Annotated in this window: 22 protein-coding genes; 9 read left to right on the top strand and 13 right to left on the bottom strand. The window is 64.6% G+C overall.

Going from position 1 to position 22,189, the window contains the following annotated elements:
• Nucleotides 1-134 precede the first annotated feature (134 nt).
• The gene (gene ettA, locus AQZ50_RS13780) at nucleotides 135-1,814 is read left to right on the top strand and encodes an energy-dependent translational throttle protein EttA (RefSeq protein ID WP_067747058.1); all 1,680 of its coding nucleotides are present in this window, start codon (nucleotides 135-137) and stop codon (nucleotides 1,812-1,814) included.
• A gap of 185 nt (nucleotides 1,815-1,999) precedes the next feature.
• The gene (locus AQZ50_RS20125) at nucleotides 2,000-2,854 is read left to right on the top strand and encodes an RcnB family protein (protein WP_231730296.1); all 855 of its coding nucleotides are present in this window, start codon (nucleotides 2,000-2,002) and stop codon (nucleotides 2,852-2,854) included.
• A gap of 105 nt (nucleotides 2,855-2,959) precedes the next feature.
• Here AQZ50_RS20125 and AQZ50_RS13790 read toward each other — a convergent pair whose 3' ends face one another.
• Complete coding sequence (locus AQZ50_RS13790; protein WP_231730297.1) at nucleotides 2,960-3,238, bottom strand: winged helix DNA-binding protein; 279 nt, start codon at nucleotides 3,236-3,238, stop codon at nucleotides 2,960-2,962.
• A gap of 411 nt (nucleotides 3,239-3,649) precedes the next feature.
• Here AQZ50_RS13790 and AQZ50_RS13795 point away from each other — a divergent pair, with 411 nt between their 5' ends.
• A complete protein-coding gene (locus AQZ50_RS13795) occupies nucleotides 3,650-4,327 on the top strand; it encodes a prolyl hydroxylase family protein (RefSeq protein WP_067747060.1) in 678 nt (225 codons plus the stop codon).
• Nucleotides 4,318-6,279, top strand: coding sequence for a DUF885 domain-containing protein (locus AQZ50_RS13800; protein ID WP_231730298.1), 1,962 nt, complete (start codon nucleotides 4,318-4,320; stop codon nucleotides 6,277-6,279). The genes AQZ50_RS13795 and AQZ50_RS13800 overlap by 10 nt, the downstream gene beginning before the upstream one ends.
• Here the strand turns inward: AQZ50_RS13800 and AQZ50_RS13805 are convergent.
• The 4 genes from AQZ50_RS13805 to AQZ50_RS13820 form a co-directional block, all read right to left on the bottom strand.
• Nucleotides 6,228-7,883, bottom strand: a complete 1,656-nt coding sequence (locus AQZ50_RS13805) for a lysine--tRNA ligase (RefSeq protein ID WP_067747062.1) — start codon at nucleotides 7,881-7,883, stop codon at nucleotides 6,228-6,230. The genes AQZ50_RS13800 and AQZ50_RS13805 overlap by 52 nt on opposite strands.
• A 59-nt stretch (nucleotides 7,884-7,942) precedes the next feature.
• On the bottom strand, nucleotides 7,943-8,728 hold the full coding sequence (locus tag AQZ50_RS13810) for a hypothetical protein (RefSeq protein ID WP_067747063.1): 786 nt from the start codon (nucleotides 8,726-8,728) through the stop codon (nucleotides 7,943-7,945).
• Nucleotides 8,729-8,841: 113 nt separating this feature from the next.
• Nucleotides 8,842-9,414, bottom strand: a complete 573-nt coding sequence (locus tag AQZ50_RS13815; RefSeq protein WP_067747064.1) for a phosphoribosyltransferase — start codon at nucleotides 9,412-9,414, stop codon at nucleotides 8,842-8,844.
• A gap of 132 nt (nucleotides 9,415-9,546) precedes the next feature.
• The gene (locus AQZ50_RS13820) at nucleotides 9,547-10,446 is read right to left on the bottom strand and encodes a flagellin N-terminal helical domain-containing protein (RefSeq protein ID WP_067747065.1); all 900 of its coding nucleotides are present in this window, start codon (nucleotides 10,444-10,446) and stop codon (nucleotides 9,547-9,549) included.
• A 189-nt stretch (nucleotides 10,447-10,635) separates the two neighbouring features.
• On the opposite strand from AQZ50_RS13820, the gene AQZ50_RS13825 reads away from it, so the two are divergent.
• A complete protein-coding gene (locus AQZ50_RS13825; RefSeq protein ID WP_067747066.1) occupies nucleotides 10,636-13,464 on the top strand; it encodes an ATP-dependent DNA helicase in 2,829 nt (942 codons plus the stop codon).
• Nucleotides 13,461-14,006, top strand: coding sequence for a SixA phosphatase family protein (locus tag AQZ50_RS13830; RefSeq protein WP_067747067.1), 546 nt, complete (start codon nucleotides 13,461-13,463; stop codon nucleotides 14,004-14,006). The genes AQZ50_RS13825 and AQZ50_RS13830 overlap by 4 nt, the downstream gene beginning before the upstream one ends.
• Nucleotides 14,007-14,025: 19 nt before the next feature.
• On the opposite strand, the gene AQZ50_RS21255 is transcribed toward AQZ50_RS13830, so the two are convergent.
• The 5 genes from AQZ50_RS21255 to rpmF all read right to left on the bottom strand — a co-directional run bounded on the left by AQZ50_RS21255 (nucleotide 14,026) and on the right by rpmF (nucleotide 17,536).
• On the bottom strand, nucleotides 14,026-14,628 hold the full coding sequence (locus tag AQZ50_RS21255; protein ID WP_067747068.1) for a MerR family transcriptional regulator: 603 nt from the start codon (nucleotides 14,626-14,628) through the stop codon (nucleotides 14,026-14,028).
• Nucleotides 14,629-14,638: 10 nt separating this feature from the next.
• On the bottom strand, nucleotides 14,639-14,938 hold the full coding sequence (locus AQZ50_RS13840) for an integration host factor subunit alpha (protein ID WP_067747069.1): 300 nt from the start codon (nucleotides 14,936-14,938) through the stop codon (nucleotides 14,639-14,641).
• Nucleotides 14,939-15,069: 131 nt separating this feature from the next.
• A complete protein-coding gene (locus AQZ50_RS13845) occupies nucleotides 15,070-16,056 on the bottom strand; it encodes a beta-ketoacyl-ACP synthase III (RefSeq protein ID WP_067747070.1) in 987 nt (328 codons plus the stop codon).
• Nucleotides 16,053-17,174, bottom strand: coding sequence for a phosphate acyltransferase PlsX (gene plsX, locus AQZ50_RS13850; protein WP_067747071.1), 1,122 nt, complete (start codon nucleotides 17,172-17,174; stop codon nucleotides 16,053-16,055). Before plsX ends, AQZ50_RS13845 begins: the two co-directional genes overlap by 4 nt.
• A gap of 182 nt (nucleotides 17,175-17,356) precedes the next feature.
• Complete coding sequence (gene rpmF / locus AQZ50_RS13855) at nucleotides 17,357-17,536, bottom strand: 50S ribosomal protein L32 (RefSeq protein WP_067747072.1); 180 nt, start codon at nucleotides 17,534-17,536, stop codon at nucleotides 17,357-17,359.
• Between the two features lie 294 nt (nucleotides 17,537-17,830).
• Between rpmF and AQZ50_RS13860 the strand changes: the two genes are divergently transcribed.
• Nucleotides 17,831-18,220 (top strand): MAPEG family protein, encoded by a 390-nt coding sequence (locus AQZ50_RS13860; protein ID WP_067747073.1) that lies wholly within the window; start codon nucleotides 17,831-17,833, stop codon nucleotides 18,218-18,220.
• Between the two features lie 32 nt (nucleotides 18,221-18,252).
• On the opposite strand, the gene AQZ50_RS13865 is transcribed toward AQZ50_RS13860, so the two are convergent.
• Nucleotides 18,253-18,930 (bottom strand): MBL fold metallo-hydrolase, encoded by a 678-nt coding sequence (locus AQZ50_RS13865; protein WP_067747074.1) that lies wholly within the window; start codon nucleotides 18,928-18,930, stop codon nucleotides 18,253-18,255.
• Nucleotides 18,931-18,972: 42 nt separating this feature from the next.
• Complete coding sequence (locus AQZ50_RS13870; protein ID WP_067747075.1) at nucleotides 18,973-19,701, bottom strand: S24 family peptidase; 729 nt, start codon at nucleotides 19,699-19,701, stop codon at nucleotides 18,973-18,975.
• Between the two features lie 129 nt (nucleotides 19,702-19,830).
• Here AQZ50_RS13870 and AQZ50_RS13875 point away from each other — a divergent pair, with 129 nt between their 5' ends.
• On the top strand, nucleotides 19,831-20,439 hold the full coding sequence (locus AQZ50_RS13875) for a hypothetical protein (protein WP_067747076.1): 609 nt from the start codon (nucleotides 19,831-19,833) through the stop codon (nucleotides 20,437-20,439).
• On the opposite strand, the gene AQZ50_RS13880 is transcribed toward AQZ50_RS13875, so the two are convergent.
• Complete coding sequence (locus AQZ50_RS13880; RefSeq protein ID WP_067747242.1) at nucleotides 20,433-21,347, bottom strand: D-2-hydroxyacid dehydrogenase; 915 nt, start codon at nucleotides 21,345-21,347, stop codon at nucleotides 20,433-20,435. The two genes, AQZ50_RS13875 and AQZ50_RS13880, sit on opposite strands and share 7 nt — an antisense overlap.
• 285 nt (nucleotides 21,348-21,632) lie before the next feature.
• Between AQZ50_RS13880 and AQZ50_RS20510 the strand changes: the two genes are divergently transcribed.
• On the top strand, nucleotides 21,633-22,181 hold the full coding sequence (locus tag AQZ50_RS20510; protein WP_156427367.1) for a hypothetical protein: 549 nt from the start codon (nucleotides 21,633-21,635) through the stop codon (nucleotides 22,179-22,181).
• Nucleotides 22,182-22,189 lie beyond the last annotated feature (8 nt).

Raw genomic sequence — 22,189 nt, forward strand, 5'->3', positions numbered from 1 at the left:
GCACGAACGGGTATATCAAGAGTATGGACGATCGCCGGGTACGCGAACCGGAAATTGCACCCGAGCTTGCAGCGCCCGCGCGCGCCCTGTAGAGCGCGGCCAGAACCTAACACGCGCATTCCCAAAGGACGACCATGGCCGCCCAGTACGCCTACGTCATGAAGAACATGACGAAGACCTTTCCCGGCGCGCAAAAGCCGGTGCTCAGCGATATCAATTTGCAGTTCTATCAGGGCGCAAAGATCGGGATCGTCGGGCCCAACGGCGTCGGCAAGTCGACGCTGATGAAAATCATGGCCGGGATCGACACCGACTATACCGGCGAAGCCTGGCCCGGCGAATACATCACCGTCGGCTATCTGGCGCAGGAACCGCAGCTCGATCCGAACAAGACCGTGCTCGAAAACGTCAAGGACGGCGCGCGCGAAGTCGCCGACCTGGTCGACCGGTTCAACGAAATTTCCAACATCATGGCCGATCCGCCGGAAGACGTCGATTTTGACGCGCTGATGGACGAAATGGGCGAGCTTCAGGGCAAGATCGACGCGGTCGACGGCTGGACGCTCGACAACCAGCTTGAAATCGCGATGGAAGCGCTGCGCTGCCCGCCGTCGGACTGGTCGGTCGAAAACCTGTCGGGCGGTGAACGTCGCCGTATCGCGCTGACCCGCCTGCTTATCCAGAAGCCGTCGATCCTGCTGCTCGACGAACCGACCAACCACCTTGATGCCGAAAGCGTCGAATGGCTGGAAAATCACCTCAAGGAATATGCCGGCGCGGTGCTGATGATCACCCACGACCGCTATTTCCTCGACAATGTGGTCGGCTGGATTCTCGAACTCGATCGGGGCAAATACTTCCCCTACGAAGGCAACTATTCGACGTATCTCGAAAAGAAGGCCAAGCGGCTCGAACAGGAAGACCGCGAAGCCACCGGTCGTCAGAAGGCGATCAACGACGAACTCGAGTGGATCCGCGCCGGGACCAAAGGTCGCCAGACCAAGTCCAAATCGCGTATCAAGAAGTTCGAGGAACTCGTCGCCAGCCAGAACAACCGCAGCCCCGGCAAGGCGCAGATCGTCATTCAGGTGCCCGAACGTCTGGGCGGCAAAGTCATCGAGGCCAAGGGCATTTCCAAGGCCTATGGCGACAAGCTGCTGTTTGAAAACCTGTCGTTCCTTCTGCCGCCGGGCGGCATTGTCGGCGTCATCGGCCCCAACGGGGCGGGTAAATCAACGCTGTTCAAGCTGATCACCGGCAAGGAACAACCCGATACCGGCACGATCGAGATCGGCTCGACCGTGCGGCTGGGCTATGTCGACCAGAGCCGCGATGCGCTCGATCCGGCCAAGAACGTCTGGGAGGAAATCTCCGGCGGGCACGACTACATGAAAGTCAACGGCTTCGACACCTCGACGCGGGCCTATGTCGGCGCGTTCAACTTCAAGGGCCAGGATCAGCAGAAAAACGTCGGCAAGCTGTCGGGCGGTGAACGCAACCGCGTCCACATGGCCAAGATGCTGAAAACCGGCGGCAACGTGCTGCTGCTCGACGAACCGACCAACGACCTTGACGTCGAAACGCTCGGCGCGCTCGAAGAAGCGATCGAAAACTTCGCCGGTTGCGCGGTCGTCATCAGCCACGACCGTTTCTTCCTCGATCGTCTGGCGACGCACATTCTCGCGTTCGAAGGCAACAGCCACGTCGAATGGTTCGAAGGCAACTTCGCCGCCTATGAAGAAGACAAGCGCCGCCGCCTCGGCGATGCCGCCGACCGTCCGACTCCGCTGGCCTATAAAAAGCTGTCGCGCTGACCCGATGCAGGGGGCGCCTCGCGCCCCCTGTTTCCCGAAATCGGACAGAGATCCTGCCCGTCCTGACCGGTTCAGGATTCGTGCAGCAGGCCTACGCAATACCCCGTAGCACATACTGAGTCGCAATCTGGTCGGTCAGGGCGTTGGCCCGCGCCAGGCGACAGGTCCTGCTCGGGAGACTGGCTATGGCGGCGCCGATCCATTCGACTGCCCGTTTGATTGCCCATTCGACGACAATGCCGATCTTGGCTGTGCTTCTGGCGCTCGCTTTTGCGCCAGGGGCCGCGCTGGCCGGAGAACCGGACCATGCGGGCAATCGCGGCGGCTGGCGGGGCGGATCGCACGCTGCGCCCAATGCGCCGCGACCGGCACCGCAAGGCGCGCGCGGCGGTGGCGCAATGCCGACGACACGACCCGCTTATGCACCGCAGGCGGCAGCCCCGGCCTGGCACAATGCTCCCCCGGTGCGCGGCGCCGAGGCAACACGCGGCGGTGGCTGGACGGCGAATGCGGGCGGGGCCAACTGGCGCGGATCCGGCACAGCCCATGGCGCGCATGCGCCCGGCTATCCCGCTCAGCCTTATGCCGCACGCGGTTATCAAGGCGGGAATGATCGGGCGCCGCGCTATCAGGGGCAATACGGTGCTGCGCAAGGCTATGCAGGCAGGGGCGCCGGATACGGTGAACGCGGCTATGGAGGTGATCGCGGCTATGGCGGGGAACGTGGCGGGCGCTGGAACAATGGCTGGCGCAACGATCGCCGCTTTGACTGGGTCGGCTGGCGCGGCGCCCATCGCGACGTGTTCCATCCGGGCTATTACTATCCGCCCTATGGCGGCTATGCCTATTCGCGCATCGGCATCGGCTATATGCTCGATGAAGCGTTCCTTGATGAACGCTACTGGATCGAAGACCCGGGCGCTTACCACTTGCCGCCGGTCTGGGGCCCCTATCGCTGGGTACGCTATTACAACGATTGCCTGTTGATCGACATCGACACCGGGCAAACGGTCGACGTTTTGTACAACGTATTCTGGTAATCACCGTTCAACGCGATCGGGCGCGGTTTCATCGTGGCAAAATCACGACGAAACTGGCGCGGAAAAGACCCGCCAGGCCGACCCGCAGACTTTCGGATCAGGCTCTTATTCGCAGACGTTGAGCGCATCGAGCACACGGTCCATCAGCGCATTGCCCGCTTCGGTCAGCCGGACATAGCGGCGCCGTCCGTCGACATTGTCAGAAGCGCGATAGATCAGCCCTTCCTGTTCCAGCCGGGCAAGCCAGCGCAGGATCGTGGTCGAGGGCACCCCCGCTTCGATGCAGACGCTTGAGACCTGGATTTCGCGCCGGCTCTTTTGGGCAATGTAGACGTCGAGCAGGATGTCCCATGCCGGCTCGCCAAACAGGCCGGAGATACCCACTGCGGCATCTCGCCGTCGACGTGCGCTGTATACCAACTTTGCCCGGCGCAGATACCGGCTTTCCATATCAAAACGGACGTCCAAGTGTGTCGTCTCCGTCAAACGGGCCATCCCTTGCCAACCGACAAGCAGAGACATGAAAACCTGATCATTGCTTCCGCCAGTTGGCCCGGCGACCAATACGGACCGACCAACATGGACAGGACAACGACCGAGTGCCCCACTTAAGACCAGTTACTTCCAGCCTTACCGCGTTAACCAAACTCTCAGGAGATTTTTCGTGATTTTGCAATGGGATTTGTCCGTAATGGACTAAAACACACCCAGATAACTCCTGCAGCATCGGCTTCGACACCTTATTTTCGACCCTCTTGCCGTTATTGTCGGCATGGGCCATGAACTTGCGCTGTCATGGTTTTTTCGTTCAATTCCGCCGCCCGCGACCCCGATCGCACCAATTTGCAACGCGCCGGCGAAATCGTGCGTGCCCGGCTCGATGCCGACCCGTCGGCCTATCGTCTGCCGGTCGAGGGAATCGAAATCTATGCCGTCGCCGACTTTCTGTCAGACGTCGACTGCCGTCGCCTGATGACCATCGTCGACGGCGTTGCCCGGCCCTCGCCCACCTACAACGGCAATATCGACGGCGGGCGCACCAGCTATACCGGCGATGTCGATCCGGGCGATCCGTTCATCCGCATGGTGCAGCGCCGGATCGACGACCTGCTCGGCCTTGACCCGGCACTGGGTGAAACCCTGCAGGGCCAACGCTACGCAGTCGGTCAGGAATTCAAGCATCATTTCGATTACTTCGTCGCCAAACACGAATACTGGGACGATGAACGCAAGCGCGGCGGCCAACGCAGCTGGACGGCGATGGGCTATCTCAATTCGGTCGAAGAAGGCGGCGCGACCAACTTTCCCAAGATCGACCTGACGATCCCGCCCCAGGCCGGGGTTCTGCTGGTGTGGAACAACATGGCCCGCGACGGGCGCCCCAATCCGCGCACGCTTCACGCCGGCATGCCTGTCATGCGCGGGATCAAATACGTGCTGACCAAATGGTATCGGGCGCACGCATGGTCCTGAAGGGGCGGCCTGCGCGGATTTGGGCCCCGGTCTGGCTGATCTGCACGCTGACGCTGGCAGGGTGCGCGGTCCAGACCGCGTCATCGCGCCCGCCGGAGCCCGCGCCCGCCGTCGCGATCGCGAACGATACGCCGCCGACGACGGCGCGCCCCGCTCTGCCCGCTGCAGAGCCCGCGCCCGTCACGCCCGATGTTGCGGCATCGACGGCCGACCGGCTCGATCGCCTGTTTGCCGAGGACAGCCGTGCCCAGCAGGCCCTCGACCCGCTGGGCGCACTGGCGCGGGGCGAAGCCGTGCCGCACGATTTGCTCGTGCTGACCTTTACCCCGGCGCTGACCGAGCGGCAGCGCACGGTGATCGACCATTCGCTGGCGCAGCTTGCCGCGATCGATCCCCAGGCGCTCGATGAACAGCGCCGCCTGTCCTACGATATCTTCCGCCAGACGCTCGATGAACAGCGCGCCTTTCTGGCTCCTGCGGCGCAGGCGCTGCTGGGTGTGCAGCCGTTCAATCACTTCATGGGCTTTCCGGTCGAGTTCCCGGAAATGGCGGCAACCAGCGAAGGCGGCTCGTTGCGCACGTATGCCGATGTCACGGCGCGGCTCGATCTCGAACGGTCGCTGCCGGTGCTGTTTGCCAACGCCGAGGCACGGTTTCGCGAAGGCATCGCCAGCGGTGTGGTCGAGCCGCGCCTGACCGTGATCGCCATGATCGCGGAGATCGACGCGATCCTCGCCCGGCCGCCCGAACGCTCGCTGTTCATGGCGCCGCTGCAACACCTGCCGCGCCATACCCCGATCGCGACACGGCGCCGGCTCGATCGCGCCTTTCTCGCTGCGACCCGTGATGCGGTCTATCCCGCCTATCGCAAGCTGCGCGCGTTCCTGGCCGACGAATATCTGCCCGCCGCGCGCGAATCGGTGGGCCTGTCGGCAATCCCCGGCGGCACCGGGCTCTATCGCCTGCTCGTGCGCGAAGAGACCACGCTCGATCTCGATCCCGAAGCCGTACACCAGACCGGGCTTGGCGAAGTTGCGCGGATTCAGCGAGAGATGGAGGGCGTCGAGCACGAGCTTGGCTTTGCCGTGCCGCTCAGGGCCTTTTTCGAAGTGATCCGCAGCGACCCCCGGTTTCACCCGAAAAGCGCCGATGACCTTGGCCTTGGCTTTCGCGCGGTCGGCGAAAAAGTCGCGCGACTGGCGCCCCGCTATTTCCTGCATCTGCCCTCGACGCCGCTGCAGATCCAGCCTTACCCCGATTATCGCGCCCGCTTCGAAGCCGGCGGCAGCTATAGCGAAGGCATGCCCGATGGCAGCCGCCCCGGCATATTCTGGTACAACACCTATGACTGGCAGCATCGGTTCCTGACCGGGATCTCCACGCTTTACCTGCACGAAGGCGCGCCGGGGCATCATTTTCAGATCAGCCTCGCGCAGGAAAATCCGGCGCTTCCCGATTTCCAGCGGTTTGGCGGCAATGCCGCCTATGTCGAAGGCTGGGCGCTCTATGCCGAAACGCTGGGCTATGACATGGGGCTCTATCGCGACCCGATGCAACATTGGGGCACGCTCGATGACGAGATGTTGCGCGCGATGCGGCTCGTGGTCGATACCGGGCTGCATACCCGCGCCTGGACCCGCGATCAGGCGATTGCCTATATGCTCGACAATTCAGGCATTGGCCGGATCGATGCCGCCGCCGAAGTCGATCGCTACATCGCCAATCCGGGGCAGGCGCTGGCCTACAAAATCGGGGCGATGACTATCCAGCGCCTGCGCGATGAAGCCCGCGCGGCGCTGGGCGCGAATTTTGACATTCGCGCCTTTCACGATCAGGTGCTGAACAGCGGCGCGCTGCCGCTGGCCGTCCTGGAGGCCAAGATCCGTCGCTGGATCGCGGCTCAGACCGCCAGCGCCTCGGCAATCAGGGCGCGCGTGTTGGCCAATCCGTAAAGCGCGATGAAGCTGCCCATGCGCGGCCCTTGCGACGATCCGAGCAACGTCTCGTAAAGCGCCTTGAACCAGTCGCGCAAGCTTTCAAAGCCGAACGCTTCATCCTTGCCCACTTCGTAGACGACGGTCTGGAACGCTTCGGCCCCGGCATCGGCAGGCATGCCCGCCAGCGCCGCGTCGAGCGCCGCCAGCGCCGCCGCCTCGTTGGCCGCCGGGGCACGGCGCTTGAGCGTCGGGGCAATGAAATCGCGGTTATACGCCAGCGCGCATGTCACCAGCGTATCAAGCGCGGGATGCGCCGCCGGATCGGCATTGGCGACATAGTTGCCAAGATAGGACCAGACCTGATCACGGCTCGCGCCCGCGCCGAGCACGCCGACCAGATTGAGCAACAGCCCAAAGGTCACCGGCAGGCTTTCGCCCGCGCCGCCGCGATAGCCGGTGGTGCGCAGCAAGTGCCAGACCGGATTGCCCAATTGCTGCTCGACCGGCTGCGCGGGCATCTTTTCGCGGAACTGCCAATATTCGTCGACCGCGCGCGGGATGATCCCGACATGCAGCGACTTGGCGCTCTTGGGTTCGCGGAACAAGTAGAAGCCGAGCGATTCTTCCGAGCCATATTCGAGCCATTGCTCGATGGTCAGCCCGTTGCCCTTCGACTTCGAGATCTTTTCGCCCTTTTCATCGAGAAACAGCTCGTAGATCAGGCCTTCGGGGCGTCGCCCGCCGAGCACTTTCGCGATCCGGCCCGATTGCGTGGCGCTGTCGGTCAGATCCTTGCCGCACATTTCGTAATCGACGCCAAGCGCGACCCAGCGCATCGCCCAGTCGACTTTCCATTGCAGCTTTGACCAGCCGCCCAGAATGCTCTGCTCGATCACGCTGCCGTCGGCATCGGTAAAGCGCACGAGGCCCGCATCGGCGTCGACCACTTCGATCGGCACTTGCAGCACGGCGCCGGTCGTGGGCGAAACCGGCAGGACCGGCGAATACGTCTTGCGCCGTTCCTCGCGCAGCGTCGGCAGCATGATCGCCATGATTTCGTCATAATGGCGCAGGACATTCTTCAACGCTTCGTCAAACGCGCTGGAATTGTAGCGATCCGAAGCCGAGACGAATTCGTAGTCAAAGCCAAAGCGATCGAGAAACTGGCGCAGCTTTGCGTTGTTGTGATGGGCAAAGCTCTCGTGCGTGCCGAACGGATCGGGAATGCGCGTCAGCGGCTTGCCCAGATTGGCCGTGAGCAAATCCTTGTTGGGGACATTGTCGGGCACTTTGCGCAGACCGTCCATATCGTCCGAAAAGGCGACCAGCCGCGTCGGCGCGGGCGTACCCGTCGCATCGGTGGTCAGCACTTCATAGGCGCGGCGCACCAGCGTCGTGCGCAAGACTTCCTGAAACGTGCCGATATGCGGCAGCCCCGAGGGGCCATAGCCGGTTTCGAATAGCACCGGCACGAGCGCACCGGTCGCATCGCGCTTGCCGTCGGGATAGCGCTTGATCAGTTTGCGCGCCTCTTCGAACGGCCAGGCTTTGGACACCTTGGCCGCTTCCAGAACGGCGTTGTCGAAAATGGCGGGTTCGGTTTGGGCGTTATCGGTCATAGCCATCGGGCCATTCGCGATTACGCCCGGTTTTGCAAGGGCTGCGTTGGCAGCGCGCTCTAAATCGCGGGCGCGGCACCAACGTTCTGCGTGGGTGGCGCGGGCAAAGGCCGCCCCACATCCGATGTCATGGCCTTGATCACGGTGATGACCGCCTCGGTCCGTACCGCCTTGATCGTGAATTCGGCCCCATTCACCGCGCCAACGCCCCTGCCTTCGGCATCGAGCGGAAATGTAAAATCGACATTTTTGGTTCTTCGCGCTGTCACTTTGGCAAAGCGTATCTTTGCGCGATCCCGTCCGCTCAACCCGAGATAGATCAGTCGCTCCACCGCCTGCTCGGTGATGAAATCCACCTCGGTCGGCTTGAGCGCAGGATCTGTCGGCGCGATCGGTCGGGTCCACAGCTTGGGCTGCCTTGCATAGCGGGAATTGTCGACAAACCACTCCTTCTGCCCGGCCGGGCCAACCCGCAGGCCAACGGTATCGCCATCGCGCAGGACCGAGCCGAGCAGGCTGTGCCACGCGCGATATTGGTGGTTGGGAGGGATGAAATAATCCCAGCCCGACGGACTTTCATAGACAAACACCAAAGTGTCGGCGTCGACGGCAAAGCCGAAGGGCAACCCCATGGTGCCCGGCATGGTGCTCTTGAAAGGGGCCTGCAAGTGATAAGCCGGAGTCGGCTCTGCTTCGACCTGGGCGTAAAATTCCTGCCCCGGCGTCACCACGATGGGTGTGCCTATGGGCGCGCGGGTCAGCTTGACCGTCTGATCGTCCAGCGCGCTGGCGCGCCCACCGGGGATGATGGCGCAAAGGATCAAGGCAAACAGGCTGGCGCGCATGGATCGTGTCCCAATCTTCAGGCACGAACCTAGCGCGCGGCCTGCCGATGAAAAGCGGCTTGTCCGATCCGCTGCCAAATTGGCGCCATCTCCGGCGCCCGGTGCGGCCTGGCTCAATCGCGCAGGATGAGGCTTGCCTGAGGCTTGTGCGCCCGGATCTCGTCTTCGGTCAGACCGCAGATCTCGTGCGGAAAAACCAGCCACTCGTCGGTTTCGTGGACATAGAAATCGGGGCGCAAGTCGGTCTTGTTGCGCCGGGGCTTCCAGTAGACGGTGGCGATGCGGATTTCGCGCGGGGTGTTGTGGCGACACCGCGCCTTGAGCTCGCGGAGGAACGCCTCGATCGATCGGCCCGAATCGAACACGTCATCGACCACCACCAGCCGGTCATCGGGCGAAAGCGTATCGATCAGATAGCCGAGCGAATAGACGTGGACTTCGGCGCTCTGCTGGTCGATCCCGGCATAGGACTTGGTGCGCACGGCGATATGATCGGTCTCGATCCCGCGATATTCCAGCAATTCCTGCACCGCGATGCCGACCGGCGCGCCGCCGCGCCAGATGCCGACGATATGCGTCGGGGTAAACCCGGAATCGGCGATCAGATTGGCCAGCCGGAACGAATCCTCGAGCAGGCGGTCGGCGGTAAGCCAGGTCTTTTCGACGGCAGCAGCAACGTTTCCCATCGACCCAGTCTAAGGGCACAAGCCGCGCGCCGATGCAAGCCCCCCTGCCCGACTCCCCGCCGACACGCGGCGCGCAAGCGGAGCCGCGCGCAAACGCGGCCCCGCAAACCGGGAGAATGGTGCGCAAAGGCCTTACCCTTTGAGCAGCGACAGCACATTCTGCTGGCTCTGGTTGGCTTGCGCGATCATCGCGGTCGACGCCTGCGACAGGATCTGCGCCTTGGCCAGATTGGTGGTTTCGGTCGAATAGTTGGTATCCTGGATGCGGCTGCGCGCCGCAGACAGATTGGTGATGTTGGTGTTGACGTTGTTGACCACCGAAGTCAGCCGGTTTTGCGCCGCGCCCAGCGAAGACTGGTTGGCGTTGACCTCGGCAATCGCGGCATCGACATTGGTGATCGTGGTTGCCGCGCCGGCCTGGGTCGATACGTCCATCGCTGCGGTCGTGCCGCTCGCACTGTTATAGGTCGTATTGCCCGCGCCGCCAGTGATGCCGAACAGCTGCGAACCGTTGAACGCGGGGCTGTCGATAACGACGTTTTCGCCGTTGTTGGCGCCGGTCTGAATGGTGAATTTCACATCGTTGCTGCCGTCGGTCGCGGGCGCTCCGGACGTGACATTGAAGACATTGACCCCGTTGAACGTGGTCGTCGACAAGATGCCGGAAATCTGCTGCGTCAGGTTGGCGACTTCGGTCTGCATCGACTGGCGATCCGACGCCTCATACGTGCCCGAGCTCGACTGCACCGCCAGTTCGCGGATGCGTTGCAGCATGTTGGTCACTTCGCTCAGCGCGCCGCCGGCGGTCTGCGCCAGCGAGACGCCGTCATTGGCATTGGAAACCGCCTGCTGCATGCCGTCGATCTGCGACGTCATCGTGTTGACGATGGCAAGGCCTGCCGCATTGTCGGCGGCACTGTTGATCTGCAGACCGGTCGACAGGCGTTGCATCGACTGCGAGGTCAATTGCGCGGCACTGTTCGAGGCATTGGCCGCCTGCACGGCGGCAATGTTGGTGTTGATGACTGTCATGGTTCCCATTCTCCACTATGGGCGGCCCCCTTTGGCGCGACATGCGGGGCAGTGCCGGCCGCATCCAAAGGGTTCCTGTGCGGGTAGAACGACACGCTGCGCCGGTTGTTAAGGGCCAGGCAGGGCAATCCCCCGCCAAGCCGGCCACGACGTTTACTTTCGTCCGCTCCCGCGCCAGACGGGTTGCCGATGGATTCGCCCCCGCCCGCCTCCTCCCCAGCTCCCGCTATCGTACCGCTGGCACTGCCGGCGCTGCATGCCAGCCATGGCGGCTGCTGGATCGACGACGCGCGCGCCGGGGCCGCGCGTGAAATCAGCAAGGGCGAGGCGATCGTCGCCGCCGCCGATACCCCGCTGATCGTGCTCAATGCGCCGCTGGTGGCCAGCCGCCTGGGCTATCCCGATCTTTCGGGGCTCGACTTGCTCGAACTGTTTGCCTTTGTCTTTCCCGCCCGTTTCGTGGTGCCGACGCCGCGCGGTCTGGCCCATGCGCTCGAATTGCCCGAACCAAAGGGCGATGCGGCAGTGCCCGGCTTTCTGCGGCTGGCCGCCGCAGCGCTGATTACCGAGACCACGCGGCCCGCATGGCCGCAGCGCGAAGGCGCCTGGACCGTGCTTCAGACAATGGCCCGGCTGCACTGGCCCTGGGCACCTTTGCTGGGCCAGTCGATCCGCCGCCCCGAACGCGCCGAACGCTGGCTGTTTACCCGCCTGCCCGAATGGGAAGAAGCCCCACCCCGCCCCCAGCCCGCGCAAGTCGTGCTCGACGAGGCGGCAATCGCCGCGCGGCTGGCCCATATCGCCGGCAGCGATGCCGAAGATCGACCGGCGCAACGCGCCTTTGCGCAAGAAGCGGCGCATGCCTTTGCCCCGCGCGGTCGTGCGCGGGCGCCGCATGTCGTGCTCGCGCAGGCCGGCACCGGCACCGGCAAGACCCTGGGCTATCTCGCGCCGGGCTCGTTGTGGAGCGCGGCCACCGGCGGCACCGTCTGGGTTTCGACGTATACCAAAGCTCTTCAGCGCCAGTTGCGCCGCGAAAGCCGCCGCGCCTTTGCCGACCGAGCGCAAGGCGAACGCCCCGCCGTCGTGGTGCGCAAGGGGCGCGAAAACTACCTCTGCCTGCTCAATCTCGAAGACGCCCTGCAAGGCGGATTTCAGGGGCGCCCGGCGATTTTGGCGCAATTGGTCGCGCGCTGGGCCGCCTATAGCCAGGATGGCGACATGATCGGCGGCGATTTGCCCGGCTGGCTGGGCACGCTGTTTCGCCGCCGGGGGATTGCCGCGCTGACCGATCAGCGCGGCGAATGCATTTATGCCGCCTGCCCGCATTACCGCAAATGCTTCATCGAACGCGCCGCGCGCGCTTCGGCCGAGGCGGATCTGGTCATCGCCAATCACGCGCTGGTGATGATCAACGCCGCAAGAGGGCGCGAAAGCGGTGCCCAGCCGACGCGAATCGTGTTCGACGAAGGCCATCATGTCTTTGATGCCGCCGATTCGACATTCGCCGCCGCGCTGACCGGCGCCGAAACGATCGAGCTGCGCCGCTGGGTGATCGGGCCCGAGGGCAAATCGCGCGGTCGTCGCCGCGGCCTGGCCGCCCGCCTCGCCGACGTGGCCAGCTATGACGACGACGGCGCGCTCGCCATCACCCGCGCGCGCAAAGCCGCCGAAGCGCTGCCCGGCGAAGGCTGGCTGGCGCGGATTGGCGAAGGCACGCCCTCGGGGCCGATCGAAACGCTGCTCGCGGCAACGCGCGGCGTGGTCCATGCCCGCGACGAAAGCGGCGGACAGGAGGCGGGCTATGGCCTCGAAACCGAGGCGGCCGGGCTCGACGGCGCGTATATCGCGATCGCGGGCGCCGCCGAAGACGCACTCGAAGCCTTGCGCCAGCCGCTGGTGCGGCTCGGCGCAAGGCTCGACGCGATCCTGGCCGATCCGCCCGACTGGCTTGACGGCGCGGCGCGCGCACGGATCGAGGGCGCGCGCGGATCGATCCAGTGGCGCTGCGACTTGCTGTCGGGCTGGATTGCGCTGCTCGCTCGCCTGGGGGGGCCCGCCGACCCCGATTTCGTCGACTGGCTGGCGGTCGACCGCTCCGAAGGGCGCGAATGGGATGTCGGGCTGCATCGCCGCTATCTCGATCCGATGAAGCCCTTTGCCGAAACCGTGCTCGCCCCGGCGCATGGCGTGCTGATGACCAGCGCGACGCTGTGCGACCGCAATGCCAAAGGCGCGGCGTTCGAGCATGACTGGGATTCGGCCATCGCGCGCAGCGGCGCGCGCCATCTGGCAATCGAGCCGCGCCGGTTCGCTGTCGACAGCCCGTTCGACTATGCGACGCAGGCCGAAGTCCTGATCGTCACCGATGTTCCGCGCGGCGACATCGCCGCCCTCGCCGGGGCCTATGCCCGGCTGATCGAGGCATCGGGCGGCGGCGCGCTGGGGCTGTTTACCGCGATCCGCCGCCTGCGCGCGGTCCACGGGCGGATCGTCGACCGGCTCGCGCGCGCCGGGCTGCCGCTCTATGCCCAGCATGTCGATCCGATCGATACCGGCACACTCGTCGACATCTTTCGCGATGATCCGCGCGCCTCGCTGCTCGGCACCGATGCCTTGCGCGACGGGGTCGATGTGCCGGGCGATTCGCTGCGGCTGGTGGTGATGGAGCAAGTCCCCTGGCCCAAACCGTCGATTCTGCATCGCGCGCGGCGCCTGGCCGGCGGCGGGCAAGCGCATGACGATGCGATCATCCGGGCGCGGCTGGCGCAGGCTTTTGGTCGATTGATCCGCTCCGGACAGGATCGCGGCGCGTTCGTCGTCCTGTCGGCGGCGTTTCCTTCGCGCCTGATCGGGGCCTTCCCCGCCGGAACGCCGGTGCGCCGGGTGACGCTTGATGTCGCTTTACAAAGCATCGCAGCCAGTGTTTCTGAGCCAGTCGTTTCTGGCCCCTCCGCCATGTCATCCGATCCAACATCCGGCGTGACCGCGCCGCCAACGTCCGGGAACCCTGCGTGAAGACGCTCGCCTTGTTCCGCCATGCCAAATCCGACTGGTCCGATGCGCGCGCGCGCGATTTCGATCGACCGCTCAATGCGCGCGGTCAACGCGGCGCGGCCGCGATGGGGCGGCATGTGCGCGATGGTCGCTGGCGCTTCGACCGGATCATCGCCTCGCCCGCCGTGCGCGTGGCCGAAACGATCGAAATCGCCAGCCGCGCCTGGGGCCGCACGTTTCCGGTGGAATGGGATCGCCGGATCTATCTGGCCAGTTCGGCGACGCTGATCGATCTCTTGCGCGAAGTGTCGGGCGATCCGGACAGCCTGTTGATGGTCGGGCATAATCCGGGACTCGAAGACCTGATCTTCGACCTCGTGCCCGATGACGGGAGCAGCCCTTTGCGCGCGATCGTCGAACAGAAGTTTCCGACGGCGACCTTTGCCGTGCTCGAATGCGCGATCGACCGCTGGGAAGATATCGACATCGGCTGTGCCCGGCTGACCGAACTGACTCGCCCGCGCGATCTCGACCCGACGCTCGGCCCCGAACTGCTCGACTGAAACGCTGATTTTTGGAAAATCAGCCGAGCGAAATCGCTTCCGCCAGCCGGGCGCGGATCGATTCGAGATGCGTGCGCAGCACCGCCAGCGCGGAAACCATTGCAAGTTCGGGCGCCAGTTCGGGCTCGCCGTCTTCTGACAGGGGGCCGCCTTCTGACAGGGGAATGCCCGGCAGGTCGATCGCCGAATGGTCCGCAATGCCATCGAACAAAGGCGCCGAGGTGTCGCGATGCGGCGGCGCGGCGCTGCGTCGTCCGGCCGGTTTGCCCAAAGCCTGACGCGCGCCGCGGATGGTATAGCCTTCGCGATGGAGCAGGCGATCGATTTCACCCAATAAGGCGATGTCCGCGGGGCGATAATAACGCCGCCCGCCGGCGCGGGTCAGCGGGCGCAACATCGGGAACTGTTCTTCCCAATAGCGCAGGACATGCTGGCGCAGGCCAAGCGCACGCGCAACTTCGCCGATCGTGCGCAGCGCACCGGCGTCCTTGCCGTCGCAAAACAGGTCATCGGCGGCTTGCCATGGCGCTGCAACGGCCTTGACGCCCGGCGCGGCACGTCCCCGCCCGGCAGCGCGGGGCTTCGCCCCGGCGCGCTGTCCGGCTGGAACGGAGCCGTTCATCCGGCCCTGCTCAATTGCCCGCGCAGATGCGGTCCTTGAGCATCTGGCTGGCCCGGAACGTCAGCACGCGGCGCGGCGTGATCGGCACTTCGATGCCGGTCTTGGGGTTACGGCCGATCCGCTCTGCCTTGTCCCGCAGAAGAAACGTGCCAAATCCCGAAATCTTCACATTTTCGCCCTCGGCCAAGGCATCGCACACATGATTGAGAATCGATTCAACCATGTCGAGCGACTCAGCACGCGACAAACCGACGCGGCGATTGATGCCTTCCGCGAGGTCCGCCCGCGTCAAAGTCCCAACAGAGCGCATCCGCCATTCCCCCAATTGTAACAAGTTCCCACTACCCGTATCCAAGATAGCGGCTTTTCGGTCCAAGGCAATGCGTTACGCGCCCGATCCGGACGATTCCGGACGCCTGTCCAGTTTATTTCGTCCCGTTTCTAGACGCGTGCGAGCGCTGCACCCCACGTGAAGCCCCCGCCCATCGCTTCGAACATGACCAGATCGCCAGACTTGATTCGCCCATCGCGCACAGCCTCGTCATAGGCGAGCGGCACCGAGGCCGCGCTGGTATTGGCGTGATGATCGACTGTCACGATGACCTTTTCGGGCGGCAGCGACAGTTTGCGCGCGGTGGCGTCGAGAATGCGCATATTGGCCTGGTGCGGCACGACCCAGTCGATCGCTTCGACCGTGACCCCGGCCTCGGTCAGGACTTCCTCAAGCACGCCGGCCAGATTGACGACCGCGTGGCGAAACACTTCGCGCCCCTTCATCCGCAGTTTGCCCACGGTCTGCGTCGTCGATGGCCCGCCATCGACATAGAGCAAGTCGTTATGGGCGCCATCGGCATGAAGCCGGCTGGCGATGATTCCCGGCGCATTGACGTCGGACGGATCGACGTCGATCGCTTCGAGCACCATGGCCCCGGCGCCATCGCCAAACAGCACGCATGTCGTGCGGTCTTCCCAATCGAGAATGCGGCTGAACGTTTCCGCACCGATCACCAGCGCACGACGTGCATTGCCCCCACGCAGCAGGGCATCGGCCGTCGTCAACGCATAGAGAAAGCCGGAGCAGACCGCCGCGATGTCGAACGCGATCCCGCCGTTACAGCCCAGATTATGCTGCACGATCGTCGCACTGGCGGGAAACGTCTGATCCGGCGTCGCCGTGGCGAGGATGATCAGATCGATGTCCGCCGCAGCAATTCCCGCAGCATCGAGCGCACGACGCGCCGCAAGCGTGGCCAGCGAACTGGTGGTTTCCCCCTCGCCCGCGATATACCGCGCGCGAATGCCGGTGCGCTCGACGATCCATTCGTCGGTGGTATCGACCCGTGTCGCCAATTCGGCATTGGTGACTTTGTGTTCGGGCAAGGCCGAACCGCTGCCGCGAATGGCAGAGCGCCGCACGGTTCCGCTCATAGCCCCGGCTCCGGCTCGGCTTCGCTCGGCACGGGCCGGCTCGGCGCGCCCTGAACCGCAGTCCTGGGGCTCGAACGGACGGGACTCTGGATTTTTTCAGCTCCGACATCGGCAAGGTCGGCGGCAATGCGCTCGGTCAGATTTTCCTCCAGCAGGCGGGCGGTGATCTCGATGGCATGGGCCACGCCGCGCGCCGTGGCGCCGCCATGGCTTTTCACGACAATGCCGTTGAGGCCGACGAAAAGCGCACCATTGTGATTGTTGGGATCGAGATGATGGCGCAAAAGTTCGGTCGCAGGGCGCGAGATGAGAAAGCCGAATTTCGACCGCAGCGAGCTGGAAAAGCTTCGCCGCAGGAGGTCGGCGACAAAACGGGCCGCGCCCTCCATCGCCTTCAGCGCGATATTGCCGGAAAAGCCGTCGGTGACAACGACATCGACATTGCCCCGGCTGATCTTGTCCGCCTCGATAAAACCGTCAAAGCTCAGTGCGAGCGTGGCGTCGACTTCCTTGAGCAGCGCAGCGGCATCGCGCAAGTCATCGGTGCCCTTGGTTTCTTCGCTGCCGATATTGAGCAGGCGCACCCGCGGACTGGCAAGGCCATTGGCAATCCGCGCATAAGCCGCGCCCATGATGGCGAACTGCACCAGATTGCGCGCATCGCACGCCGTGTTGGCGCCGAGATCGAGCATGACAAGGTCGTGATCGCCCAGCGTGGGCACCAGCGCGGCGAGCGCCGGCCGGTCGATACCCGGCAGTGTGCGCAAGGCCAGCTTGGCCATGGCCATCAGCGCGCCGGTATTGCCGGAACTGACCGCCGCGCCCGCCTGCCCCTGCTTTACCGCGTCGATCGCCAGCCCCATCGACGTCGTGCGCGCACGGCGCAGCGCCTGGGTCGGACGTTCATCGCCGGTAACGACATCGGGCGCATGACGAATGGTCGCACGCGCAGAAAGCCCTGGATGATGCGCCATTGCAGCCACCACCCGCGCTTCATCGCCGACCATCAGGAAAGTGAGGCGCGGATCGGCCGCAAGGGCCAGCGCCGCACCGGCGACCATCACGCTGAGCCCTTCATCGCCGCCCATCGCGTCAATGGCGATACGCGGCAGGCTCATGGTGCGATGGTCCCCCTCTGCGCGATCGGCTCGCCCGCCTGCCCCGGCTCTTTGATGCCGGGGTGATGCGGGCGGCCATAAGCGATGCGCGCTGATCCTGCAAAAATCTGACGACGCGATCGTCGCCAGTCAATCTGTCACGCGCCGAATCGATTGCCGATCCGGCGCGTGAAAACCGCGTGTCAGTTGCTGACCGCGAGAACTTCACGACCATTGTAATGGCCGCAAGCGTTGCACAAGTTGTGCGGACGCTTGAGTTCGCCGCAGTTGGAGCATTCATGGAAGGCTTCAACCTTCAGCGCATCGTGGCTGCGACGCATGCCGCGGCGGGACGGCGAGGTTTTACGCTTTGGGACGGCCATTTCGGCACCTGTTCCTGATAGATCTAAGTTCTGAGATACGGCGCGATAGGCAAAACCGGACGACCAGACAACCCCCACGAACCATTTCGCATGGAACATGCAGATCAGAACGGACGGGTCGGACCGAAAGGTGCCGCTCACGAGCGAAGGGGGGCCTATACGCAATTTCAGATGATTTGCAAGACGGCCTGCGATAGCATTCGCGATATGGCCGGAAGCCCAGACCCGGCCTGCCTTGCCGAGACCCCGCCAAGACCAGAGCGGGGAGCGGTTTGAACGGGAGAATACAAGAGGATGTACCTGCCCATTTCCCTGGCGGCGGCCGCCGCCGCCGCGTTTCTCAATCTCTGGCTTTCCATCCGCGTCGGCATGGTTCGCCAGGCCAAGAAGATCTCGATCGGCGACGGGGGCGACGAGGAATTGATCCGGCGCATGCGTGCGCAGGCCAATTTCATCGAAAACACGCCGATCGTGCTGATTCTCATCGCGGTGATCGAAGCTTCGCGCCCCGCCAATCCCTGGCTCGCCGCAAGCGCGACGATCTATATCCTCGCCCGCGTCGCACACGGCGTCGGCATGGACGGCGGGCCATTCCGCACCAGCCGCATGGTCGGCACGATGCTTACCATGCTGACTCTGCTCACTCTCGGCGTCTGGGCCGCAACCATCGCAATCGACATGTAATCGTGTGATCCTCCCCGCTTGCGGGGAGGATCTCAGGCCAGAACGGCGTCGGCCACGTAAGCATTGGTCTGGCGCTCGCGGCCAAACGTGCTGACCGGGCCGTGGCCGGGCACGAATGTCACATCGTTGCCCAGGGGCCACAGCTTTTGGGTAATCGAATCGATCAGCTTCTGATGATTGCCGAGCGGAAAATCGGTGCGCCCGATCGAGCCCTGAAACAGCACATCGCCGACAATCGCAAAGCGCGAGGGCGCATGAAAGAACACCACATGCCCCGGCGTGTGCCCCGGGCAATGGATCACATCGAGCACGCATTCCCCGATCGTGACGGTATCGCCATCATGCAGCCAGCGGGTGGGCTCGAACACTTCGCCCGCGATGCCATAGCGCGCGCCGTCCTCGTTCAGCTTCGCGATCCAGTAGCGGTCCGATTCTTCGGGCCCCTCGATCGGCACGCCCAGTTCTCGGGCAAAGGCACCTGTGGCGCCGCAATGGTCGATATGACCATGTGTCACGAGCAGCTTTTCGATGGTCACCCCGGTCTTGGCAATCGCCTGACGCAACAGCGGCAGATCGCCGCCCACGTCGACAAAGGCGCCGCGCATGGTCTTGGTACACCATACCAGCGTGCAGTTCTGCTGCAGCGGCGTAACGGGAATGATCGCCACTTTCAGCGGCGGTTCGGGCTTGGTTTGGGCTGTATCGGTCATCACGGCCCAAGATGATGCGCAGCAAGGCTCAGCGCAAGAGCTTCAGATTCGCCCGCCCTTCCACACCACCCGGCCAACGATCGTCACATCGGCGCGCGCACGTTCGGCGCTGGAATAGGCGGGATTGTCGCTGATCACCCGAATCGCGCCCGCTGCGCCCTGTTCGAGCCGCTTGACCAGCAGAACATCGTCGATGCGCACGACATGAATGCCATCGCGCCAGGGCCGCACAGACCGATCGACCAGGATCTCGTCCCCGTCGTGCAACGTCGGCTCCATCGAATCGCCTGTCACCTCGATCACGGTCAATTGCGCCGGATCGAGCCCCAGCGTGCGCAACCAGCGCTGACTGAAGCGCAAGCGGTCACCCGCCACTTCTTCGCCCGCCAGCGCCCCCGGACCTGCCGAAGCGCCCAGGGCAAGCCGGGGAATATCGACCCATTCCGCAGCTGATGCGCGGCCCTTTGGCGCGATCGCGATGGCGCCATCGATCCGCACCGTGGCAACCGCAGGCGTCTGCGGCGCGCCCAGTTCGCTCTCGCCCACGCCAAAGAACGTCGCGAGCGTGCGGCGATCGTTTTCCTCCAGCTTGCGCGGCGATCCCTTGCGCACAAACTGCTGCAGATAGGCCGCATTGCGCCCGAGCATGGCCGACAGCGCCGACAGGCTGACCCCGCGCGCACGCGCCAGATCCACCAGCCGCGCGCGCGCGTCGGCTTCGTCGTGGCCTGCCGGAATTCTGCCTGCTGAAATTCTGTCCGTCGCGTTCATTGCAGGACGGGTCATAGCGCAGCCATGGTTGACAGTTCCTCACCCCAAATTCGAAGGATATTTCCTAGACCGGGAGAATTTTCCTGTCAATCTAGGAAATATCTTATACCGACTCGAAGGACACACCCGATGCCGCTTTCCCGCCTGATCGCCGACCTCGCCGCCGCTTTCGGTCTTGCCCCCACCCAGCTTACCCCCGCCCCGCTCGCTTTCGCCGGTCACGGCGCATCCGCTAACCGCCGCGATCCAAACTTCTTCGGCTTGTGGCGCAATGCATCCCAGCCCGGCGAGTCACTGGCCCGCGAAACACGGGAGGAACATTTCATGAACAACGCACGGAGCACGACGATGTGGCGCAATGCCGACGAGACCCGCCCCCCGGTCCACCACAGCCAGCGCCCGTCACGCCACGCCGGGCATCGCCCGCGCGTGACCAGCGGCCAGCGGCTCGCCCAGGCGCTGTTCGACCTCGCCGGGCCGCTCGCCCGGCTGGTCCGCCACGGCGAAACGCAATGGTCGAGCGCGACGTTCACCGGCTCGCGCCACACGTTCGTGCTGCGCTTTCAGGGCGCCGAAGCGGTCGACCATGCCGAAGCGCTGACTCTGGCGATCAGCGATGACGAAGTGACCGTGCTGGGCGCGCTGATCGCCGAAATCACCGTCACCCGCTTTTCCCAGACGCTGCTCCCCGAGCCCGAAGCCGAAATCGAGATCAGCGCGCTGCTGCTCGATCAGTAACCAAGCGCCAGATCGACCGCCGGGGCAACCGCTTCGCCCCGGCGCCAGCGGTCGAGATTGACGAGAAAGCGGTCGACCGCGCGCGCAAACATCCTGTCTTGCGCACGGCCCGACAAATGCATCGTGACATGGGCATTGCGCGCGCGCCACAGCGGATGACCGGCGGGCAAGGGTTCGGGGGTGCAGACGTCGAGAAAGGCGCCACCCAGCCGCCCCGCGTCGAGCGCGGCGATCAGCGCATCCTGATCGATCACGCTGCCCCGCGCGACATTGATCACCACCGCGCCCGGTTTCATCGCCGCGATGGCGTCTGCGCCGATCAAGCCTTGCGTTTCGGGCGTAGCGGGGACCGCGATGATCACCCAGTCGAATTCGCCCAGCCGCGCGCGCCATGCGTCGGGGCCGATGCATCCGGCTGCGGGGCTGCGCCTGACCATGGTCACATCGACATCGAATCCGGCCAGCATCCGCGCCACGCGTCCGCCGATTTCGCCCGCGCCGAGGATCAGCGCGCGGCTGCCGTGCAATTCGCGCTTGCCCGGCGAATCGATCAGCCATTCCTCCCGATCCTGCGCCCGCACCACTTCGCGATAGCCCTTGGCGATCGTCAGCATGCCCATGACGACATATTCGGCAATGGTGATCGCGTTGATCCCGACACCGTTGGTCAACACGACACCGCGCGCCGCCAGGACTTCGAGCGGAAAGGCATCGACCCCGGCATAGACCGAATTGAGCCAGCGCAGCCGCGTCGCCAACCCGATCGCCTTGGCCATCGGGGCGACCTTGTGCAGATCGAACCAGCCGACCTCGGCCAGCGGGGCCAGCGCCATCAGTTCGTCCGTCGTGGCAAAGGCGCGCAAATCCACCCAGTCGGGCACGCGCCCCGCCAACAGCGGCCCTGCCATCGCGTTGACCACGACAACCGTGCGGCCCGGTTCGGCCTGCGTGTTCCTGATCACCCGTGCTTCTCCCACCTGTCCGCTAGTCAATCGGCAAGTCTTGCCGCGTAAACCTCCGGCGGAAAAGCGGTTTTGCAGTCCTTGGGCGCGATCGTTCGCGCTCCGGCGAAGCGCCGCTTGCCTCGGGAACGGACGCAATTGGCGGCCTCAGGATGCAAGTCAGCCTTCCGCACGACCGATTGAACGTTACGCACGAAGCGTCATGTCGAAAACGCAATGCAGGGGAATTTCATGGAGCAAATGCCGGGTACGCGGGGCTTGACCGGGCGCAGCACCCCATCGCGCGCGCCCCTGTTCGCCGCGCTGTTCGCGGGCTTTCTTGCGCTTTTCGCAGCTCCGGCGCTGGCCCGGTCGCATCCGGGCCCGATCATGAGCGAGGACCATGCCGGGCGCGTCGTCCTGCATCGCGCGGCCTGCGCGCGCGACGATCGGCCCGGGCACATGCATTGCCACGCCCATGTCATCGTGCGCGCCGATGGCGCTCCGCTCGGCGGCGCGGCGACGACGATTTCGCTGACACCGTCCGGCTATGGCCCGGCCGATCTACGCGCTGCCTACAGTGTCACGACCACCGGCAGCCCCGGCACGATCATCGCGATCATCGATGCCATGGCTATCCCAGGGCGGAAAGCGACCTTGCCACCTATCGGGCGCAATTCGGCCTGCCTGCCTGCACCAAGGCCAGCGGCTGTTTTACCCGGATCGATCAGCGCGGCGGCACGACCACGCCGCAGACCGACATCGGCTGGGCTCAGGAACAGGCGCTCGACATCCAGATAGCCAGCGCG

Source organism: Novosphingobium sp. Fuku2-ISO-50, from assembly GCF_001519055.1.
Taxonomy (GTDB): Bacteria; Pseudomonadota; Alphaproteobacteria; order Sphingomonadales; family Sphingomonadaceae; genus Novosphingobium.

Bases quoted from the DNA above. Each gene is read 5' to 3' on its own strand.
- ettA (WP_067747058.1), top strand. From the start codon at position 135: ATGGCCGCCCAGTACGCCTACGTCATGAAGAACATGACGAAGACCTTT.
- AQZ50_RS20125 (WP_231730296.1), top strand. From the start codon at position 2,000: ATGGCGGCGCCGATCCATTCGACTGCCCGTTTGATTGCCCATTCGACG.
- AQZ50_RS13795 (WP_067747060.1), top strand. From the start codon at position 3,650: ATGGTTTTTTCGTTCAATTCCGCCGCCCGCGACCCCGATCGCACCAAT.
- AQZ50_RS13800 (WP_231730298.1), top strand. From the start codon at position 4,318: ATGGTCCTGAAGGGGCGGCCTGCGCGGATTTGGGCCCCGGTCTGGCTG.
- AQZ50_RS13805 (WP_067747062.1), bottom strand. From the start codon at position 7,883: ATGACCGATAACGCCCAAACCGAACCCGCCATTTTCGACAACGCCGTT.
- AQZ50_RS13810 (WP_067747063.1), bottom strand. From the start codon at position 8,728: ATGCGCGCCAGCCTGTTTGCCTTGATCCTTTGCGCCATCATCCCCGGT.
- AQZ50_RS13815 (WP_067747064.1), bottom strand. From the start codon at position 9,414: ATGGGAAACGTTGCTGCTGCCGTCGAAAAGACCTGGCTTACCGCCGAC.
- AQZ50_RS13820 (WP_067747065.1), bottom strand. From the start codon at position 10,446: ATGACAGTCATCAACACCAACATTGCCGCCGTGCAGGCGGCCAATGCC.
- AQZ50_RS13825 (WP_067747066.1), top strand. From the start codon at position 10,636: ATGGATTCGCCCCCGCCCGCCTCCTCCCCAGCTCCCGCTATCGTACCG.
- AQZ50_RS21255 (WP_067747068.1), bottom strand. From the start codon at position 14,628: ATGAACGGCTCCGTTCCAGCCGGACAGCGCGCCGGGGCGAAGCCCCGC.
- AQZ50_RS13840 (WP_067747069.1), bottom strand. From the start codon at position 14,938: ATGCGCTCTGTTGGGACTTTGACGCGGGCGGACCTCGCGGAAGGCATC.
- AQZ50_RS13845 (WP_067747070.1), bottom strand. From the start codon at position 16,056: ATGAGCGGAACCGTGCGGCGCTCTGCCATTCGCGGCAGCGGTTCGGCC.
- plsX (WP_067747071.1), bottom strand. From the start codon at position 17,174: ATGAGCCTGCCGCGTATCGCCATTGACGCGATGGGCGGCGATGAAGGG.
- rpmF (WP_067747072.1), bottom strand. From the start codon at position 17,536: ATGGCCGTCCCAAAGCGTAAAACCTCGCCGTCCCGCCGCGGCATGCGT.
- AQZ50_RS13860 (WP_067747073.1), top strand. From the start codon at position 17,831: ATGTACCTGCCCATTTCCCTGGCGGCGGCCGCCGCCGCCGCGTTTCTC.
- AQZ50_RS13865 (WP_067747074.1), bottom strand. From the start codon at position 18,930: ATGACCGATACAGCCCAAACCAAGCCCGAACCGCCGCTGAAAGTGGCG.
- AQZ50_RS13870 (WP_067747075.1), bottom strand. From the start codon at position 19,701: ATGAACGCGACGGACAGAATTTCAGCAGGCAGAATTCCGGCAGGCCAC.
- AQZ50_RS13875 (WP_067747076.1), top strand. From the start codon at position 19,831: ATGCCGCTTTCCCGCCTGATCGCCGACCTCGCCGCCGCTTTCGGTCTT.
- AQZ50_RS13880 (WP_067747242.1), bottom strand. From the start codon at position 21,347: ATGGCAGGGCCGCTGTTGGCGGGGCGCGTGCCCGACTGGGTGGATTTG.
- AQZ50_RS20510 (WP_156427367.1), top strand. From the start codon at position 21,633: ATGGAGCAAATGCCGGGTACGCGGGGCTTGACCGGGCGCAGCACCCCA.